Origin of the sequence: Rhizobacter sp. Root404, assembly GCF_001425865.1 — a bacterium.
Taxonomy (GTDB): Bacteria; Pseudomonadota; Gammaproteobacteria; order Burkholderiales; family Burkholderiaceae_C; genus LMDS01.
Map to the genome: position 1 here is coordinate 809,454 of NZ_LMDS01000005.1, position 18,615 is coordinate 828,068.

Annotated in this window: 15 protein-coding genes; 9 read left to right on the forward strand and 6 right to left on the reverse strand. The window is 69.5% G+C overall.

Annotation, left to right across the window (positions count from 1 at the left end):
* Nucleotides 1–27 precede the first annotated feature (27 nt).
* The 7 genes from rbfA (at nucleotide 28) to ASC76_RS17895 (ending at nucleotide 8,507) form a co-directional block, all read left to right on the forward strand.
* On the forward strand, nucleotides 28–393 hold the full coding sequence (gene rbfA / locus ASC76_RS17865; protein ID WP_056469387.1) for a 30S ribosome-binding factor RbfA: 366 nt from the start codon (nucleotides 28–30) through the stop codon (nucleotides 391–393).
* Nucleotides 394–397: 4 nt separating this feature from the next.
* Complete coding sequence (gene truB, locus ASC76_RS17870) at nucleotides 398–1,369, forward strand: tRNA pseudouridine(55) synthase TruB (protein WP_056469389.1); 972 nt, start codon at nucleotides 398–400, stop codon at nucleotides 1,367–1,369.
* A complete protein-coding gene (gene typA / locus ASC76_RS17875) occupies nucleotides 1,366–3,183 on the forward strand; it encodes a translational GTPase TypA (protein ID WP_056469392.1) in 1,818 nt (605 codons plus the stop codon). Before truB ends, typA begins: the two co-directional genes overlap by 4 nt.
* A 115-nt stretch (nucleotides 3,184–3,298) precedes the next feature.
* A complete protein-coding gene (locus tag ASC76_RS17880) occupies nucleotides 3,299–3,877 on the forward strand; it encodes a GNAT family N-acetyltransferase (protein ID WP_056469395.1) in 579 nt (192 codons plus the stop codon).
* Between the two features lie 223 nt (nucleotides 3,878–4,100).
* Nucleotides 4,101–6,182 (forward strand): elongation factor G, encoded by a 2,082-nt coding sequence (gene fusA, locus ASC76_RS17885; protein WP_056469406.1) that lies wholly within the window; start codon nucleotides 4,101–4,103, stop codon nucleotides 6,180–6,182.
* 95 nt (nucleotides 6,183–6,277) lie between these two features.
* On the forward strand, nucleotides 6,278–7,597 hold the full coding sequence (locus tag ASC76_RS17890) for an MFS family transporter (RefSeq protein ID WP_056469409.1): 1,320 nt from the start codon (nucleotides 6,278–6,280) through the stop codon (nucleotides 7,595–7,597).
* Between the two features lie 109 nt (nucleotides 7,598–7,706).
* Entirely contained in the window at nucleotides 7,707–8,507 is an 801-nt protein-coding gene (locus ASC76_RS17895; RefSeq protein WP_056469412.1) for a PRC-barrel domain-containing protein, read from the forward strand.
* On the opposite strand, the gene ASC76_RS17900 is transcribed toward ASC76_RS17895, so the two are convergent.
* From ASC76_RS17900 to ASC76_RS17910, 3 genes are all read right to left on the reverse strand, one after another.
* Nucleotides 8,498–9,427, reverse strand: coding sequence for a pseudouridine synthase (locus tag ASC76_RS17900; RefSeq protein ID WP_056469415.1), 930 nt, complete (start codon nucleotides 9,425–9,427; stop codon nucleotides 8,498–8,500). The genes ASC76_RS17895 and ASC76_RS17900 overlap by 10 nt on opposite strands.
* Nucleotides 9,424–10,251: a rhodanese-like domain-containing protein gene (locus ASC76_RS17905; RefSeq protein WP_056469417.1), complete on the reverse strand. Its 828-nt coding sequence runs from the start codon at nucleotides 10,249–10,251 to the stop codon at nucleotides 9,424–9,426. The genes ASC76_RS17900 and ASC76_RS17905 overlap by 4 nt, the downstream gene beginning before the upstream one ends.
* A 198-nt stretch (nucleotides 10,252–10,449) precedes the next feature.
* Nucleotides 10,450–11,376, reverse strand: coding sequence for a CBASS cGAMP-activated phospholipase (locus ASC76_RS17910; RefSeq protein WP_056469421.1), 927 nt, complete (start codon nucleotides 11,374–11,376; stop codon nucleotides 10,450–10,452).
* Nucleotides 11,377–11,588: 212 nt separating this feature from the next.
* Between ASC76_RS17910 and ASC76_RS17915 the strand changes: the two genes are divergently transcribed.
* The gene (locus tag ASC76_RS17915; RefSeq protein ID WP_157615782.1) at nucleotides 11,589–13,028 is read left to right on the forward strand and encodes a phenylacetate--CoA ligase family protein; all 1,440 of its coding nucleotides are present in this window, start codon (nucleotides 11,589–11,591) and stop codon (nucleotides 13,026–13,028) included.
* A complete protein-coding gene (gene mgtA / locus ASC76_RS17920; RefSeq protein WP_082549257.1) occupies nucleotides 13,004–15,802 on the forward strand; it encodes a magnesium-translocating P-type ATPase in 2,799 nt (932 codons plus the stop codon). Before ASC76_RS17915 ends, mgtA begins: the two co-directional genes overlap by 25 nt.
* 111 nt (nucleotides 15,803–15,913) lie before the next feature.
* Here mgtA and ASC76_RS17925 read toward each other — a convergent pair whose 3' ends face one another.
* From ASC76_RS17925 to ASC76_RS26460, 3 genes are read right to left on the reverse strand one after another with little or no spacing between them, the layout of a single operon-like run.
* Nucleotides 15,914–16,429, reverse strand: coding sequence for a response regulator (locus tag ASC76_RS17925; protein ID WP_056469423.1), 516 nt, complete (start codon nucleotides 16,427–16,429; stop codon nucleotides 15,914–15,916).
* Nucleotides 16,426–17,721 (reverse strand): HD domain-containing phosphohydrolase, encoded by a 1,296-nt coding sequence (locus tag ASC76_RS17930; protein ID WP_056469426.1) that lies wholly within the window; start codon nucleotides 17,719–17,721, stop codon nucleotides 16,426–16,428. Before ASC76_RS17930 ends, ASC76_RS17925 begins: the two co-directional genes overlap by 4 nt.
* On the reverse strand, nucleotides 17,718–18,614 hold the full coding sequence (locus tag ASC76_RS26460; RefSeq protein WP_056469427.1) for an ATP-binding protein: 897 nt from the start codon (nucleotides 18,612–18,614) through the stop codon (nucleotides 17,718–17,720). The genes ASC76_RS17930 and ASC76_RS26460 overlap by 4 nt, the downstream gene beginning before the upstream one ends.
* Nucleotide 18,615 lies beyond the last annotated feature (1 nt).

Consider the following 18,615-nt stretch of genomic DNA (forward strand, 5'->3'; position numbering starts at 1 on the left):
GGGGTTTGTGTTTGAAGGCACCCATCCATGCGACATAAACGCTCCATCCCCAATCGCGGTTTCCGCGTGGCCGACCAGATCCAGCGCGATGTGGCCGAGCTGATCCGCGATCTGAAGGATCCGCGGATCGGCATGGTCACGGTCAACGCGGTCGAGGTCACGCCCGACTATGCCCACGCGACCATCCTGTTCTCGCTGCTGATCGGCGACCCGGTCGAGTGCGAGGCCGGCCTGAACGAGGCCGCCGGCTTCATCCGCAACGGCCTGTTCAAGCGCCTGCAGATCCACACCGTGCCGACGCTGCACTTCAAGTTCGACCGCACCACCGAGCGCGCGCTGGAGCTGAGCGAGCTGATCGCCAAGGCCAACTCGACGCGGGCCAAGGAGGACTGAGCCGATGCAGCCGCAACGCATCCGCATTCCCCGGCGCGCTGTCCACGGCGTGCTGCTGCTCGACAAGCCGCTCGGCCTGTCGAGCAACGATGCGTTGCAGAAAGCCAAGCGCCTGTACCGCGCCGAGAAGGCCGGCCATACCGGCACGCTCGATCCGCTCGCGACCGGGCTGCTGCCGCTGTGCTTCGGCGCGGCGACGAAGTTTTCCCAGATCAGCCTCGACGCCGACAAGCGCTACCTCGCGACATTGAAGCTCGGCATCACGACGACCACGGCCGATGCCGAGGGCGACGTGATCGAGACGCGAGAGGTGAACGTCTCCCACGAGCGGCTGCAGGCCGCGTGCGAGCGCTTCACCGGGCCGATCCGGCAGGTGCCGCCGATGCATTCCGCGCTGAAGCGCGACGGCAAGGCGCTGTACGAATACGCGCGCGCCGGCATCGAGATCGAACGCGAAGCGCGCGCGGTGACGATTCACGCGATCGACATCGTCGGTGGCGAGAATGACACCTGGACGCTCGACGTGCGCTGCTCGAAAGGCACCTACATCCGCACGCTCGCCGAAGACATCGGCGCGGCGCTCGGCTGCGGCGCCCACCTGAGCGCACTGCGCCGCACCGGCAGCGGCGCGTTGTCGCTGGCCGGCGCGCTGACGCTGGAGCAGCTCGGCGCGATGTCCGAAAGCGAACGCGACGCCTCGCTGCTGGACGCCGACGCGCTGCTCGCCGACTGGCCGGTCGTGCGCCTGGAAACCGAAGACGCCGGCCGCTTCCTGACCGGCCTGCGCCGCCGCACGGCGTTGCCCGACGCCGCTCACGTCCGCGTCTACGGCCCGGAGCCGAAGGCCTTCCTCGGCGGCGCGCACATCAGCGCCGGTGAACTGATTTCGACCAGGCTGCTCAGCCCCGTGGAGGTGCAAGGCCTTCTCGCGTCCCCAGAATTGAATCCAAGAGAAGTGAAAGCTGCCACACCATGACCCGCCAGATCCGCAACATCGCCATCATCGCCCACGTCGACCACGGCAAGACCACGCTGGTCGACCAGCTGCTGCGCCAGAGCGGCACCTTCCGTGAGAACGAGAAGGTCGCCGAGCGCGTGATGGACAACAACGACCTCGAGAAGGAGCGTGGCATCACGATCCTGTCGAAGAACTGCGCAGTCGAGTGGAAGGGCACGCACGTCAACATCGTCGACACCCCGGGCCACGCCGACTTCGGCGGCGAAGTGGAGCGCGTGCTGTCGATGGTCGACTCGGTGCTGCTGCTGGTCGACGCGGTCGAAGGCCCGATGCCGCAAACCCGCTTCGTCACCAAGAAGGCGCTCGCGCTCGGCCTGAAGCCGATCGTCGTCGTCAACAAGGTCGACCGCCCGGGCGCACGCGCGGACTACGTGATCAATGCGACCTTCGAGCTGTTCGACAAGCTGGGCGCGACCGAAGAGCAGCTCGACTTCCCGGTTGTCTTCGCCTCGGGCCTGAACGGCTGGGCGACGATGACGCAGGGCGAAGTGGGCACCACGCTGGCACCGCTGTTCGACACCATCCTGAGCCACGTGCCCGCGCACGGCGGCGAAGCCGACGCGCCGCTGCAGCTGCAGATCTGCTCGCTCGACTACTCGACCTACGTCGGTCGCATCGGCATCGGCCGCATCAACCAGGGCACGCTCAAGCCGATGCAGAACGTCGCCGTCTTCAGCGGCCCGGACAGCACGCCGTTCAACGCCCGCGTCAATCAGGTGCTGAAGTTCGAGGGCCTGGAGCGCCAGCAGGCGACCGAGGCCGGCCCCGGCGACATCGTGCTGATCAACGGCATCGAGAACATCGGCATCGGCGTCACCCTCACCGACATCGAGAACCCGGTGCCGCTGCCCATGCTCAACGTCGACGAGCCGACGTTGACGATGAACTTCTGCGTCAACAACTCGCCGCTGGCGGGCCGCGAAGGCAAGTTCGTGACGAGCCGGCAGCTGTGGGACCGCCTGCAGCGCGAGCTGCAGAGCAACGTCGCGCTGCGCGTGCGCGAGACTGACGAAGACGGCATCTTCGAGGTGATGGGCCGCGGCGAACTGCACCTGACCATCCTGCTGGAGACGATGCGCCGCGAGGGCTACGAACTCGCGGTCTCGAAACCGCGCGTCGTGTTCCGCCAGGAGGGCGAGGAGCGCCTCGAGCCGATCGAGGCCGTGACCGCCGACGTCGAGGACCAGCACCAGGGCGCCGTGATGCAGGCGCTGGGCGAGCGCAAGGGCGAACTCACAAACATGGAGCCGGACGGCATGGGCCGCGTGCGCCTGGACTACAAGATCCCGGCGCGCGGCCTGATCGGCTTCCAGAACGAGTTCCTGAACCTGACGCGCGGCACCGGCCTGATCAGCAACATCTTCGACAGTTACGAGCCCTACAAGGGCGAGATCGAGGGCCGCAAGAACGGCGTCCTGATCAGCCAGGACGATGGCGAGGCGGTGACCTATTCGCTCGGCAAGCTCGACGACCGTGGCCGCATGTTCGTCAAGGCGGGCGACCCGTTGTACGAAGGCATGATCATCGGCATCCACTCGCGCGACAACGACCTCGTGGTCAACGCGGTGCGCGGCAAGCAGCTGACGAACTTCCGCGTCTCGGGCAAGGAGGACGCGATCAAGATCACGCCGCCGATCATCCTGACGCTCGAGTACGCGGTCGAATTCATCGCCGACGACGAGCTGGTCGAGATCACGCCGAAATCGATCCGCATCCGCAAGCGCCACCTGAAGGAGCACGACCGCAAGAAGGCCTCGCGCGTCGGCGCGTGAGCTGACATCGCGTTCTGAAAACGGCCCTTCGGGGCCGTTTTGCATGCTTTCGTGGAATGCGAGAAGTGCGAAATGATCGTTTGCGAAGGGGCTCGCGTGGCACGACCATGCGAGCATGCGTTCTGCGCACGCATTCATTCCGGTCACGATCGCGCTCAGCGACGGACGCGAAGTCGCACTCTCGCCAATCCACCCCGGCGACGCGAGCGATGAACGCCTGTTCGTCAATGCCCTGTCGCAAGTCTCGCGCTACCGCCGCTTCCACTTCGGGCTGCGCGAGCTCTCGCCGGAGCAGTCGCGCGCGATGGCGGACGTGGACCAGCATCACCACGTCGCGTTCGTCGCGCGGCCTGTCGGCGGCTCGGCGATCGTCGCCGATGCCCGTTATGTGATGCGGGCCGACAGCGCCGACGCCGAGTTCGCGATCGCGATCGCCGATGCCTGGCAGGGCGCCGGCCTGGGCCGCGAACTGCTCACGCGCCTGGCCGTGCAAGCGCGCCGGCACGGCGTGCAGCGCCTCTTCGGCGACGTGCTCTGGGGCAACAACGCGATGATCCAGCTCGCGCGCCACCTCGGCGCGACGCTTCGGCGAATCCCCGGTGACGCGACCGTGGTGCGGGTCGAGTTCGACCTGGCCGCCGCCAGCAAGGACGCACGCGTTGCGCTATCCTCCGCTTCCGCATTGAATTCCTGAACGATCGTTCTTGAATTCAACGTGACCGAACCCATCTCGCCACCATGCGTCCCTTCCGCACCTTCGACAAGCTGATTGCCACGATTCGGACCCGCCGAAGTGCGGGGAGCTTGCGCTCGCCCTTTGGCGCCGTCCTGGCAAACACCGTTTCGCAAGTCAGCGGCTGAGCCTCGCGCGAATCTCTTCGCCTGGGCTCCGGCCTTTAGGCACCCGAGAGATTCGCATGAACACCAACACCAACTCGAAGACACCGCGCCGCGCCGCCGCGCTGCGCAACATCGGCATCATCGCCCACGTCGATGCCGGCAAGACGACGACCACCGAACGCATCCTGTTCTACACCGGCGAGAACCACCGCGTCGGTGAGGTCCACGACGGCAACACCACGATGGATTTCGACCCGCAGGAGCGGGCGCGCGGCATCACGATCAACAGCGCCGCGACGACCGTGTTCTGGCAGGGCGCGCAGATCAACGTGATCGATACCCCGGGGCACATCGACTTCAACATCGAGGTGAACCGGTCGCTCCGCGTCCTCGACGGCGCGGTCGTCGTGTTCGACGGCGTGGCCGGCGTCGAGCCGCAGACCGAGACCAACTGGCGCCTGGCCGACAAGTACCACTTGCCGCGCCTGGCCTTCATCAACAAGCTCGACCGCGTCGGCGCGGACTACCCACGTGTCGTGGAGATGATGCGCGAGCGCCTCGGCGTGCATCCGCTGGTCCTGCAGTGGCCGATCGGCGCGGAAGACGCGTTCCGCGGCGTGATCGACCTGGTCGAGATGCGCGCGCTGCTGTGGAGCGGCGTGGCCGGCGAGCCGGTGCGTGTGGAGCCCATCCCCGACGACCTGCGCGAGCTGGCCGCGGTCTGGCGCGCGCGCCTGGTCGAGGCGATCGTCGAGCAGGACGACGCCCTGTTGCAGGCCTGGATGAACGGCGTCGAGCCCTCGGCGGTGCAACTGCGCGCGGGCATCCGCCGCGGCACGCTGGCGGGGACCTTCGTGCCGGTGCTGGCCGGCTCGGCGTTCAAGAACCGCGGCGTCGAGCCGCTGCTCGACGCGGTCGTGGCCTACCTGCCCGCGCCCGGCGAAGCCGACCGCGACCACGCGGGCGAGGCGACCCAGCCCGAAGCCGACCCGGACGGCCCGCTGGCCGCGCTCGCGTTCAAGGTCGTGACCGACGACCACGGCACGATGACCTTCGTGCGGGTCTACCGCGGGCGCCTGCGGGCCGGCGACACGGTGCTGAACACCAGCACCGGCCAGACCGAGCGCGTCTCGCGCCTGTACGAGGTGCACGCGGACAAGCATGCCGAGCGCGTGCAGATCGAAGCGGGGGACATCGCGGCCCTCGTCGGCCTGAAGGACACGCTGACCGGCCAGACGCTGACCGGCAACGGCGCCGCCGACCGCGCGCATCCGCTGGTGCTCGAGCAGATCGCGATCCCCGAGCCGGTGATCGACGTCGCGATCGAGCCGCGCACGCAGGCCGACCAGCAGCAGCTCGGCAAGGCGCTGCACGCGCTCGTCAAGGAAGACCCGAGCCTGCGCGTGCGGCAGGACGCCGAATCCGGCCAGACCATCCTGTCCGGCATGGGCGAGCTGCAGCTCGAGGTGACGGTCGAGAAGCTGCGCGCGCGGCACCGCGTGAACGTCGGCGTCGGGCGGCCGCAGGTCGCCTACCGCGAGACGATCACCCAGGCGGCCGAGGTCACGCACCTGCACAAGAAGCAGAGCGGCGGGCCGGGGCAGTTCGCGCAGGTCACGCTGCGACTCGCGCCGCTGGCGCGGGGCGAGGGCGTGCGCTTCGCGAACGCGAGCGTGGGCGGCGCGATCCCGCGCGAGTACGTGCCGGCAGTCGAGGCGGGCGTTCGGCGTGCCGCGGAGGCCGGCGTGGTCGCGGGCTTCCCGCTGATCGACTTCGAGGCCACGCTGATCGACGGCGCGTTCCACGAGCGCGACTCGTCGACGCTGGCGTTCGAACTCGCTGCCGTCGCGGTGTTTCGCGAGGCCGCCAGGCGCGCCGCGCCGCAGGTGCTCGAGCCGGTGATGGCGGTCGAGGTGATCACGCCGACCGAGCACCTCGGCGACGTGATCGGCGACCTGCATCGCCGGCGCGGCTCGGTGCGCGGCCAGGCGCCGCGCGGCAACGCCGCGGTCGTCGATGCGCAGGTGCCGCTGAAGGAGATGTTCGGCTACATCGGCCACCTGCGCGCGCTCACCTCCGGACGCGCGCAGTACTCGATGCAGGTCGACCACTACGCGGCGGCGCCGGCCAGCGTGTCGGCCGAGCTGATTGCGGCCTGACGAGGGACCACCACTGCAGGGGGCGTGCAAGCGCCTTCTGCAGTTTTTTGTTTCCGTGCTGGCCTCGGCGCGGGCACACGCGGATACTTTGCGACATGTCCAGCACCCTTGCCCAACCCGCGGCCGGTACGGCCGGCATCTACACCCCGGAAGAGCGCAACCGCCGCATCTTCGCGATCTTCGCCGCGTCCAGCGGCAACCTCGTCGAGTGGTTCGATTTCTACGTCTACGCCTTCTGCGCGCTCTACTTCGCGCCGGCGTTCTTCCCCAAGTCGGACCCGACGGTGCAGCTGCTCAACACCGCCGGCGTGTTCGCGCTCGGCTTCCTGATGCGGCCGATCGGCGGCTGGCTGTTCGGCCGCATCGCCGATCGCAAGGGCCGCAAGACCTCGCTGGTCATCTCGGTCGTGATGATGTGCGGCGGCTCGCTGGTGATCGCCTGCCTGCCGACCTACGCGCAGATCGGCGCGTGGGCGCCGGGCCTGCTGCTGTTCGCCCGGCTGGTGCAGGGCTTGTCGGTCGGCGGCGAGTACGGCACGACCGCCACCTACATGAGCGAGGTCGCGCTGAAGGGCCGGCGCGGCTTCTTCTCGTCGTTCCAGTACGTCACGCTGATCGGCGGGCAGTTGCTCGCCGCACTCGTCGTGGTGCTGCTGCAGACCTTCCTCACCGACGCCGAACTCAAGGCCTGGGGCTGGCGCATCCCGTTCGTGATCGGCGCGATCACGGCGGTGATCGCGTTGCTGCTGCGCCGCACCTTGCACGAGACCACGACGGCCGAGACCCGTGGCAGCAAGGGGGCCGGCACGATGGCGGAGCTGTTCCGCCACCACAAGGCCGCCTTCTTCACGGTGCTCGGCTACACCGCCGGCGGCTCGCTGATCTTCTACACCTTCACCACCTACATGCAGAAGTTCCTGGTGAACTCGGTCCACATGACGCCGCGCACCGCGACCACCGTGTCGACGGTCTCGCTGTTCCTCTACATGTGCATGCAGCCCCTGTTCGGTGCGCTGTCCGACCGCATCGGGCGGCGCAACAACATGCTGCTGTTCGGTGCGCTCGGCGCGCTCAGCACCGTGCCGATCCTGAGCGCGTTGCAGGCGGTGACATCGCCGCTGATGGCCGGGGCGCTGATCACGCTGGCGCTGGCGATCGTGAGCTTCTATACCTCGGTCAGCGGCATCGTGAAGGCCGAGATGTTCCCGCCCGAGATCCGCGCGCTCGGCGTCGGCCTGGCCTACGCGATCGGCAACGCGATCTTCGGCGGCTCGGCCGAATACGTGGCGCTGTACCTGAAGGACGCGGGCCATGAACCGGCGTTCTACTGGTACGTGACCGTGATGATGGTGATCGCGTTCCTGGTCGCGCTGCGGCTCCCGCGGCACGGCAGCTACCTGCACAACGACCACTGACTCGGCCCCCGCGCGTAGGCCCGCTCCTACCGGGCAGGGCCCTCGCTGCCGACAGACCCGCCGCGGTCCGCTCCGCAGACTCGTCGCACTGGAACGAGAAGGGGAACCCATGTTGCGCAATCTCAAGGACCTGCAGGGCTACGCGCTGCGCACGACTGACGGCGACGTCGGCTCGATCAAGGACTTCTACTTCGACGACGACCGCTGGGTCGTGCGCTACCTGATCGTCGAGACGGGCAGCTGGCTGCAAAGCCGCAAGGTCCTGATCTCGCCGCACGCGATCGGGCGGCCGGACGAGGCGGCCCACGTGCTGCCGGTGTCGACCACGCGCGAGCAGGTGCGCAACAGCCCGGACATCGACACCGACAAGCCGGTCTCGCGCCAGCACGAGGCCGACTACCTCGGCTACTACGGCTACGCGCCGTACTGGGACAGCGTGGGCATCTGGGGCGCGGGCGCGCTGCCCGGAATGATGCTGCCCGAGGCCGGCATGGCGCCGCCGGCGGCACTCTCCGGCGTCGGTGTGCTCGAGACCGAGCGCGCGCTGGCGGCCGAGCAGGCCGCCCAGCATGCCGACGACGACCCGCACCTGCGCTCGTGCAAGGACGTGACCGGCTACCACATCAAGGCACAGGACGGCGAGATCGGCCACGTGCAGGGCTTCATCGTCGACGAGGCCGACTGGGCGATCCGCTACCTCGTGATCGACACGAGCAACTGGTGGGCCGGGCACCAGGTGCTGGTTGCGCCGGGCTGGATCCAGGAAGTCAGCTGGGCCGAGAACACGGTGTCGGTGAACATGACGCGCGCCGCGATCGAAAGCGCGCCCGAATGGGACCCGACCCTGCCGCCCGATCGCGCGCAGGAGACCGAGATCTACCGCCACTACGACCGCACCGGCTACTGGTGACGGCTCGCTGACGCGTCGTCCGGCCATTCCAGGCGGCGCGCGCTCTCGAAGCGGCGCGCCGCGCCGGTCACCGGGTCCGTGAACGCCAGCGACGTGGCCAACAAGCGCAGCGGATCGGCCGTGTCGTCGGTATCCGCAGGGTGCAGGGCAGGGTAGATGCGGTCGCCCAGGATCGGCATGCCCAGCGCCGCGCAATGCACGCGCAGCTGGTGGCGCTTGCCGGTGCGCGGCGCGAGTTCGTAGCGCGCGAGCGCGTCCCGCCGCTCGATCACCCGAACGATGGTTTCGGCATTCGGCTCGCCTTCGACCTCGGCCATCCGCATGAAGTGCGCGGGATCGTCGACGAGCCGGCTGCGGCGGACGAATGAAGCGGGCGCATCGGCGCGCCACGGCGCGATGCACTCGTAGCGCTTGTCGACATCGCGCTCGGCGAACAGGCGCTGGTAGCGGCCGCGTGTCGCGGGGTCGATCGTGAACAGCACCAGCCCCGCAGTCTCGCGGTCGATGCGGTGGACCGGCGCCAGCGTGTCGATCCCCAGGCTGCGCTTCAGCCGCACGAGCAGCGTCTGGTGCAGGTGGCGCCCCGACGGCGTGACCGGCATGAAATGCGGCTTGTCGGCGACGACGATGTGCGCGTCGCGATAGACGAGCGTCTCCGGCTGCGGCCACTCGGCTTCGGCCGGTGGATCGCGGTAGTAGTAGACCTTCAGCGCGCGCTGGTAGGGCCGGTCGGCCGTCACGGGTTCGCCGGCCGCGTCGACCACCCGGCCGGCGGCGATCCGCTCGGTCCACGCCTGCGGCGCGACCCGTGCGAAACGCTCGACCAGGAACGCCGCGATCGTCGGCCAGGGTCCGTCCGGCAGCACCACGCAACTCGCGCCGACGCCGTCGCGGGTCGGCAGCGGAGCGGGCGTTGTCATGCGGTGTCGGCCGCGAGCCGGCGCGCCCGGGCCAGGCGCCAGGCTTCGTCGGGCGCGTGGCCGTAGACGTCGACAAGGCGGGCGGTGCCGGGCCGCAGCGCCGCGTCGAGCGAGAGGCGGTTGTCGAAGACGAAGCATTCGCCCTGCCAGTCCCGGTCCGCGTCCGGCACCTCGGCCAGATAGCGCAGGATGCCGCCCTCGAGCTGCGCGACCTCCAGGCCGAACGCGTCCTCCATCCACACGGCGGTCTTTTCACAGCGGATGCCGCCGGTGCAGTACATCGCGAGCGGGCGGCGCTCGGCCTTCCACTCGGCCGCATGCGCGGCGACGAAGGCGGGCAGGTCGCGGAAGTTGCCGACCTGAGGGTCGAGCGCGCCGCGGAACCGACCGAGGCGGAATTCGTAGCCGTTGCGGTTGTCGATGACCACCGCGCCGGGCACGTCCAGCAGCGCGCGCCACTGCGCCGGATCGAGCTGCACGCCGCGCCGGCCGAGCGGGTCGACCGCCGGCACGCCGAGCGGCAGCACCTCGGCGCGCACATGGACCTTGAGGCGGCGAAACGGTGCGACGGCGCAGGCTGTGCGGCGGAAGGAAAGGCCGGCAAACACCCCACCGAGCCGGCGGTCGCTGCGCAGCGCGGGCTCGAATCGGTCGAGCACCGCGGCCGGCCCGGCCAGCATGCCGTTGACCCCTTCCACCGCCAGCAGCACGCTGCCGTGCAGGCCATCGCCGAGTTCGCGCACCACGGCAGCGGCACGCTGCGGATCGTCGAGCCGCACGAACCGGTAGAACGCGATATGGAACAGATCGGGCAGCGGCGTCATCAGGGCGCCATTCTGCCGGTGGATGGGGGAGGGCTTGCGTTCAATACTGTATGAACATACAGTATCGACATCCAAGGAGGCCCCCGATGCACCAGTTCCTGCGACAACACTACCAGCCCAAACCCGACCGCACGCCGGCCTGGTTGCGAAGGATCTGGGTCTGGCTCTGAGGCAGGGCGCGGGTCGGCTCTCGGCCGCTCACGCCAGGAACGCGGCCAGGCGCTGCACCGGCGCGTCACGGACCGTGGCTTCGGCCAGCCCGCTCAGCGTGGCGATCGCTGCCGGCGTCGCCACGTCGATCCCCAGGCCCGCGTCGGGCGGCCAGTCGGCGTCGAGGTGGAGGTAGCGATCGCCCAGGCGGTCCTCCAGCATCGCCTGCACGTGCTGCTGCTGGGCCGACAGCAGCGTGAGCACGAGCCGGCCGTCGGCCAGCCATCCGACGGCACCGGCATCGTCGCTCACGCCTGATGCCGGCCGGTAATGCGCGGTCGCGGTGCCGATCGACAGCATCGACACCCGGCGCGGATCCATCTTCATGAAGTGCTCGAGTTCGTGCAGCGCCACCTGGTCCGGCGCGACCGCGAACAGCCCGCCGTCGGCGTACAGCCGCTCGCCGACCCGGACCGCCGGGAAGTAGGCGGGTGCGGCGCAGGCCGCCATCGCGACGTCCACGGCGCGAAACTCGCCATCGCCGCGCGAAGCGAACGCGTGCGGGGTCTTGAAGATCTTGGTCCGGCACCGCTCGACGTCGACTGCGGGAATCACCACCGAGTGCAGCGCATCCTCCAGCCGCTGGTGGCCGAGGTGGGCGCGCAGCGCGTTGCGCAAGGGCTCGCCCGAGTACTTCGGTCCGAGGACCGAGCGGCTCAGGTCCAGCAGCCGGCCCAGGGCGCCGGTGGGCATCGAGCGGCCCGAAAAGACATCCGGCCCGTGCGTCTTGAACAGCGTCACCAGCCGCGACATCGGGATCTCGAACGCCAGCGCGAGCGCGAGCACACCGCCGATCGAGGTCCCCGCCAGCAGGTCGAAGCGGCGCGCCAGCGGAACACCGGTCCGCGCCTCGAGCGCCTCCAGGACGACGGCCGTGTACAGCCCCAGGAAGCCCCCTCCGGCCAGCGAGAGCACGCGCAGCGGACGCGGCCCGGAAGCCGATGAACGAGATGGGGGTGGAAGGGCCATGAGGTGAGGTACAGGTGGCTCGGCGAGCGCCATTTCGGCATGACAGGAGTTCGTCCGGGCTGATCCAGCGCAACCGGCGGGCACGGGGGCAATGCTCGAATGATGGATATGCTGAACATCGGAAACCAGCAGACCGTCGCGTTCCTCGAGGGGTGAGCGTGCCGGGCAGCACCGCATTGCCGCCGTTCGATGCCTGGCGATCCTGCGCCCTCGCCGCGGACGTCGCGGCCGCGTCGCTGGCCGACGAGGCCGGGCTCGACACCCGTCGCCGGGCGCGGCTGACCGCACTGCTGGCCGCTGCGGCGCGCGATTCGCCGTTGTACCGGCGCCTGCTGCGCGGGCGCGAGTTGTCCACGCTCTCGCTGCAATCCCTTCCGGTCATGCACAAGACCCAGCTGATGGCCCGGTTCGCGGACTGGGTCGCCGACCCGGATCTGCGCCTGGCCGCGCTGCGCGCGTTCGTCGCCGACCCGGCGCGCATCGCCGCGCCGTTCCTCGGGCGCTACACGGTGTGGGAGAGCTCCGGCAGCAGCGGCGAGCCCGGCGTCTTCGTCCAGGACAGCGCGGCGATGGCCACCTACGACGCGCTCGAGGGGCTGCGCCGGCCGTCGCTGCGCCCGTTCCAGGGCTGGTGGGACCCGTGGGGCATGCAGGCGAGGACGGCGTTCGTCGGCGCGATCGGCGGGCACTTCGCGAGCATCGTGTCGATCGAGCGGCTGCGCTGCCTGAACCCGCTGCTCGGCGCACGCATGCTCGCCGTTTCGCTGCTGTTGCCGATGCCGGAGCTCGTGGCCCGGTTGAATGCATGGGGGCCGACGAGCCTGGCCACCTATCCGAGCGCCGCGGTGCTGCTGGCCGCGGAACAACGTGCCGGGCGGTTGCGCGTGGGCCTGAACGAGGTGTGGCTGGGGGGCGAGACGGTCACGCCGTCGATGCGCCGCTTCGTCGCTGATGCGTTCGACTGCCCGGTGGCCAGCAGCTACGGCGCCTCCGAGTTCCTGTCGCTCGCGTCCGAATGCCGGCTCGGCCAATTGCACCTCAACAGCGACTGGGCGATCCTCGAATCGGTCGACGAACGCGGCGCCGCGGTGCCGCCGGGCGTTGCGGGCGCGACGACCTTGCTGACCAACCTGGCCAACCATGTGCAGCCGCTGATCCGCTACGACCTCGGCGACCGGGTGACGCTCCATGCCACGGCGTGCGCGTGCGGCTCGCATCTCCCGCTCATCGAGGTCGAGGGCCGGAGCGACGACACGCTGTGCTTCTCGGCGGCGAAGGACCGCCTGGTGCAGGTGTCGCCGCTCGCGCTGAGCACGGTGCTCGAGGACGAGGCCGGACTCTTCGACTTCCAGCTCGTCCAGCAGGGGCCCCGGGACCTGCTGCTGCGGTCCGGGCTGCAGGGCGGCACGGCCCGGGACACGCTGCTACGCGCCGGCCGGATGCTCGCAGCGTTCCTCGCGGAGCAGGGCGCGCCCGGGTTGCGCATCCGCTGCCGCTGCGGCGAGCCGGCGCAGCCGGGACGCACCGGCAAGATCAAGCGCATCGTCACGCTGTCCCGACCCGCCGTTGCACCATGCCACGCGCAGGCGCCGACCTGAGCGCGGGCAGGGCGGGGGACTGGGGCCGTCTGACCCGAAGGTTCAGTGGCTTCCTGCGTCGGCGCCGCACGCGGCGGCACTTCGGCCGGCATCCGCTGGTGGACGCCTTCGCCGGTCACGGGCCGGCAGGCGCCGCGGGCGCCGAGCTGACGCGGTCGCTGCTGCTCGTCGCGCACGACACACCGGCGGGCGCGCTCGCCCGGCTCGAATCGCACGCCGACGGGTTGAGCGTGCGCGAAGCGGCCGCGCGGCTGGCGCATGCCGGCGTCAACGATGTCGAGCACGACCGGCCGGTGTCCTGGTGGGTGCACCTGTGGCACTGCTACAAGGATCCGTTCAACCTTCTGCTGACGGTGCTGGCCACCGTGTCCTACCTGAGCGCGGATCGGCGCGCGACCGTCGTGATCGGCGTGATGGTCGGGCTCAGCACGCTCATCCGGTTCGCACAGGAAGGGCGCTCCCGGCGGGCCGTCGAACACCTGGTCGCGCTGGTGGGCAACACCGCGCTGGTCATCCGGCGCGGGGCCGCCACGAAAGGAGATCCAGCGATCCACGCGGCGTCCCGACAGCTGGAGATCCCGATCCGGAAGGTCGTGCACGGCGACCTCGTGGTGCTGGCCGCGGGCGACATGGTTCCCGCCGATTGCCGGGTGCTCGTCGCGAAGGACCTGTTCGTCGCGCAGGCGGCGCTGACCGGCGAATCGTTGCCGGTCGAGAAGCACGCCGAGCGCCTTGTCGACACCGACGAGCCGCTCGCCCAGAGCAATCTCGCGTTCATGGGCACCAATGTGGTCTCCGGGTCCGCGACCGTCGTGGTGGTGGCGACCGGGCGGCGCACCTATTTCGGTGCGCTCGCATCCAGGGTGGTGGCGACCGAGGCGGAGCCGAACGCGTTCCAGGCCGGCGTGAACAGCGTGAGCTGGCTGCTGATCCGGTTCGGCCTCGTGATGGTGCCGATCGTGCTGCTGATCAACGGCCTCACGAAGGGCGACTGGTTGCAGGCCGCGCTGTTCGCACTCTCGGTGGCCGTCGGCCTGACCCCCGAAATGCTGCCGATGGTCGTGACCTCCACGCTGGCCAAGGGGGCCGTGATGCTGTCTCGCCGCAAGGTCGTGGTCAAACGGCTCGACGCGATCCAGAGCCTGGGCGCGATGGACGTGCTGTGCACCGACAAGACCGGCACGCTCACGCAGGACCAGGTCGCCCTGGCACGCAGCACCGACGCGTTCGGCAACCCGTCCGACGACGTGCTGAACTTCGCGTTCCTGAACAGCCACTACCAGACGGGGCTGAAGAACCTGCTCGATCGCGCGGTGCTCGCCCATGTGGAGCTGCCGGCCGAGCTGAAGCTCACGCAGGACTACCGCAAGGTCGACGAGATTCCGTTCGACTTCGAGCGCCGTCGCATGTCGGTGGTCGTGTCCGAACGCGACGAGCAGCACGAGCTCATCTGCAAGGGCGCCGTGGAGGAGGTGCTGGCCGCCTGCACCCGTGTGCGCACCGGCAGCGGCTCCACGGCGCAGGACGGCGCGCTCGACCCGCCCGTGCTGGCGCGGCTGAAGCACGTGACGCAGGGGCTGAACCAGGAGGGGCTGCGCGTCATCGCCGTCGCCGTCAAACACCTGCCGCCCGACCAGACCGTCTACTCGGTCGCCGACGAGGGCGGGCTGACCCTGATCGGCTACGTCGCCTTCCTGGATCCGCCGAAGGACTCCGCCGCGCCGGCCCTGCAGGCATTGGCATCGCACGGCGTGCAGGTCAAGGTGCTCAGTGGCGACAACGAGTTCGTCACGGCCAGCGTGGCCCGGCAGGTCGGCTTGGTCGGCAGCGAGGCAGCGGGCGACGTGCTGCTCGGCGCACAGATCGAGCCGATGAGCGAGGGCGAGCTCGCCGGCGCCGTCGAACGCCACCGGCTGTTCGCCAAGCTCGCACCGCTGCACAAGGAGCGCGTTGTGAGGGCGCTCAGGCGCAACGGCCACGTGGTGGGGTTCATCGGCGACGGCATCAACGACGCGCCTGCATTGCGCGCGGCCGACGTCGGCATCTCGGTCCACACGGCCGTGGACATCGCGAAGGAGGCCGCCGACATCATCCTGCTCGAGAAGAGCCTGATGGTGCTGGACGAAGGCGTGATCGAAGGTCGCCGCACCTTCTGCAACATGCTCAAGTACATCCGCATGACCGCGAGCTCCAACTTCGGCAACGTGTTCTCGGTGCTCGTCGCCAGCGCCTTCCTGCCGTTCCTGCCGATGCTGCCGCTGCAGCTGCTCACGCAGAACCTGCTGTACGACATCGCGCAGACCGGCATTCCGTTCGACCATGTCGATCCGGAACTCGTGGACAAGCCGATCGCCTGGGACCCGCGGGGCATCGGCCGCTTCATGCTGTTCTTCGGGCCGGTCAGCTCGCTGTTCGACCTGGCCACGTTCGCGCTGATGTGGTGGGTGTTCGCCGCCGACAGCGTGGCGAATCAGGCGCTGTTCCAGTCGGGCTGGTTCGTCGTCGGGCTGCTGACGCAGACGCTCGTGGTCCACATGCTGCGCACGCCGAAGCTGCCGTTCGTGCAGAGCCGCGCTGCCACGCCGCTGACGCTCACGACGCTGGCCATCGTGGCGGTCGGCATCTTCCTGCCGATGGGCCCGCTGGCGGGCTACTTCAAGTTCGTGCCGTTGCCCGGCGCGTACTTCGGCTGGCTGGCGGCCATGCTGCTGGCCTATGGCGCCCTGGCGACGGCGATGAAGCGCTTCTACCTTCGCCGCCATGGCTGGCAGTAGCGCCCGAGGCGCCAAGGCCCGCCAACATTCGACGTGAATGGGAAGGCATCGGGCGCGCAAGCGCACGCACGTGTCGTGCGGTGCTTTCGGTTGGTCTTGACGACACGCGGCTCAGAGTCGGCTCGGTCGAGTCGCCAGGTGGCCCGGCATCAGCACCTCGCCGTTGGGGCCCCAGTCGACCTGCGTGATACCGGGCTCCAGCGCCTCGAGCCGGCGTCGTTCCAGTTCGCCGGGGCCCAGGGTGGCACAAGGGTCGAACTCCAGCGCAGCACGCAGATCGGCCAGCAAATGGGGTTCGCTCCATGGCTTCGGGATGTAGCGGAAGACCTCGGCACGATTCACGGCCGCCACCACGGTGCTGAACTCGGCAGCGGCGCTCAGCATCATGCGCACTGTCCGCGGGTCCACGTCCCGGGCACGGGCGAGCAGTGTCACGCCGTCCATGCGCGGCATCCGGTAGTCGCTGATCAGCACGTCGAAGCGCGCCTGCTGCAGGCGCTGCAGGGCGCGCAGCGGGTCGGCGCAGACTTCCACATCAAGTTGCTGCGGCTCGAAGTGCCGCTTCAGCAGGCGCCGCAGGGCGTGCAGCACTGGCGGCTCGTCGTCGACGATCAGCAGGCGCTTCATCGTCGAGTCTCCGGCGACACCTGGACGGACAGCATCAGCGCCAGACCGTGCTTGCGCTCGAAGGCCCGGATGCGGCCGATCAGGTCGTCGCTCAGCCGCTGGCCGGCCGACAGCAGCAGCACGCCTTCGGCCGATACGAAATCCTGCGTCAGCGTCTGGCCGGCGCGCAGGTCCGCAGTGCGCAGGCGCAGCGTCGACACGGTCGGCTTGGGCGGTGCGGCCGAGAACAGGCTCGCGAAGGCATCGACGACAGTCGGGTCGAACTGGCTGCCGCGCCCGGCGAGCACGGCGCGGCGGGCATCGAGCGGGCTCAGCGCCAAACCGTCGATCCGGCCGCTGCGCAGGTCCTCGAAAACGTCGGCCACCGCGAGGATGCGCGCCCCGACCGGGATCGCCGCGCCACGCAATCCATCGGGGAAGCCGTGCCCGTCCCAGCGCTCGTGGTGGGCGCGGATCAGCGGCGCGACGCCCTGCATGTCGTCGCTGGCCAGCAGGGCCTGCTCGCCGAGAATCGGGTGCAGCCGGTAGCGCTGCAGTTCGTCGCGGTCGAGCCGGTTCACGGGTCGCGCCAGCACCGCGTCGCTGAGGCCGATGTGGCCGATGTCGTGCAGCAGCGCGGCGATCGGCAGATCGTGGACGGCGCCGGCGTCCAGCGTCATCACCTGCGCGATGCGCCGGGTCAGGTCGGCGACCTGCCGCGCGTGTCCGACCTGGGCACTGCCGCGCAGCTCGATCAGCGCGGTGAAGGCCTTGATCGAGGTCAGGTAGTTGCGCTTGAGCCGGTCGTTGGCGCCCGCCAGCTCTTCGGTGCGCAGCGCGACCCGGGCCTCCAGCCCCGCATTGAGGGCCTTCAACTCGTCGTTCTGGTGTCTCGTCAGCCGCTCCAGCGCCTGCTTCTCGGCCTCGAGTTGCTGACCCTGCGCGACCTGGCGGAGCGTCAGCACCAGCTCGGCGTCGTTCCAGGGTTTGACGATGTAGCGATGCAGTCGGCCGCGGTTGATGGCGGCGATCGTCGAGCCCAGATCGGCCTGGCCCGTCAGTAACAGGCGCGCCGTCCGCGGCCAGCCCTGGCTGACGCGTTCGAGCAGTTGCACACCGTCCATGCCCGGCATGCGCATGTCCGACAGCACGGCATCGACGGTCTCCACGGCGAGCATCGCCAGCGCCTCCTCGGCGTGCCCGGCTGTCAGGATGCGCCAGCCCGTGGCGCGGAACAGCCGCCGCAGCGCGGCCAGGATATTCGGCTCGTCATCGACGGCGAGCAGCGTCCAGGTCGGGTTCGCGGCCGTCATGTCGCCAGGCCTTCGACGGCCGGGCGTCGCACCGGCAGCGTGACGCGGAAGCAGGTGCCGTGGCCCGGTTCGCTGCGCACATCGATGCGGCCATGATGCTTCTGCACGATCCCATAAGCCAGGGACAGGCCCAGGCCGGTGCCGCGACCGACCGGCTTGGTGGTGAAGAAGGGGTCGAAGATTCGCGCCAGGTGGGCGGCCGGGATGCCGCTGCCGTTGTCCTCGACCTCGACCCAGACCTGGTCACCGGCGACGCCGCTGCGGACCACGATCAGGCCGCGCTGCGGGCCGATCGCATGGGCCGCGTTGACGAGCAGGTTCAGAAACACCTGGTTCAGCTCCGACGGCAGGCATTCGATGTCGGGCAGGGCACCGAACTCGCGCCGCACGTCGGCGCGGTACTTGATCTCGTTCGCGACGATGTTCAGCGTCGAGTCGATGCCCTGGTGCAGCGAGGCCCAGACCCACTCCTGATGCGTGTCGACGCGCGAGAAGTCCTTGAGGTCCTGCACGATCTTGCGCACGCGCGACAGGCCTTCCTTCGACTCGCCCATCAGCAGCGGGATGTCCTGCTTCAGGTAGTCGAGTTCGACGCGCGCGCGCAGGGCCGCGAGCCGGGTCGCGACGGCGCTGTCGGCCAGTTCAGCTTCGGCCTGCTCGTAGGCTTCGAGCATCTCGAACAGGCGCTCGAGATAGGCTTCCAGCGTGCCGAAGTTGGAGAAGACATAGCCGATCGGGTTGTTGATCTCGTGCGCCACGCCGGCGGCGAGCTGCCCGATCGACGCCAGCCGTTCGGACTGCAGCAACTGGTGCTGCGCGCTGCGCAGGCTTTCGTTCAACGCGCGCAACTCCTGGTTCGCGCGCTGCAGCGAGATGAGTTCGGATTCGGACATG

Coding starts and splice junctions, on each gene's coding strand:
- rbfA (WP_056469387.1), top strand. CDS start 28: ATGCGACATAAACGCTCCATCCCCAATCGCGGTTTCCGCGTGGCCGAC.
- truB (WP_056469389.1), top strand. CDS start 398: ATGCAGCCGCAACGCATCCGCATTCCCCGGCGCGCTGTCCACGGCGTG.
- typA (WP_056469392.1), top strand. CDS start 1,366: ATGACCCGCCAGATCCGCAACATCGCCATCATCGCCCACGTCGACCAC.
- ASC76_RS17880 (WP_056469395.1), top strand. CDS start 3,299: ATGCGTTCTGCGCACGCATTCATTCCGGTCACGATCGCGCTCAGCGAC.
- fusA (WP_056469406.1), top strand. CDS start 4,101: ATGAACACCAACACCAACTCGAAGACACCGCGCCGCGCCGCCGCGCTG.
- ASC76_RS17890 (WP_056469409.1), top strand. CDS start 6,278: ATGTCCAGCACCCTTGCCCAACCCGCGGCCGGTACGGCCGGCATCTAC.
- ASC76_RS17895 (WP_056469412.1), top strand. CDS start 7,707: ATGTTGCGCAATCTCAAGGACCTGCAGGGCTACGCGCTGCGCACGACT.
- ASC76_RS17900 (WP_056469415.1), bottom strand. CDS start 9,427: ATGACAACGCCCGCTCCGCTGCCGACCCGCGACGGCGTCGGCGCGAGT.
- ASC76_RS17905 (WP_056469417.1), bottom strand. CDS start 10,251: ATGACGCCGCTGCCCGATCTGTTCCATATCGCGTTCTACCGGTTCGTG.
- mgtA (WP_082549257.1), top strand. CDS start 13,004: ATGCCACGCGCAGGCGCCGACCTGAGCGCGGGCAGGGCGGGGGACTGG.
- ASC76_RS17925 (WP_056469423.1), bottom strand. CDS start 16,429: ATGAAGCGCCTGCTGATCGTCGACGACGAGCCGCCAGTGCTGCACGCC.
- ASC76_RS17930 (WP_056469426.1), bottom strand. CDS start 17,721: ATGACGGCCGCGAACCCGACCTGGACGCTGCTCGCCGTCGATGACGAG.
- ASC76_RS26460 (WP_056469427.1), bottom strand. CDS start 18,614: ATGTCCGAATCCGAACTCATCTCGCTGCAGCGCGCGAACCAGGAGTTG.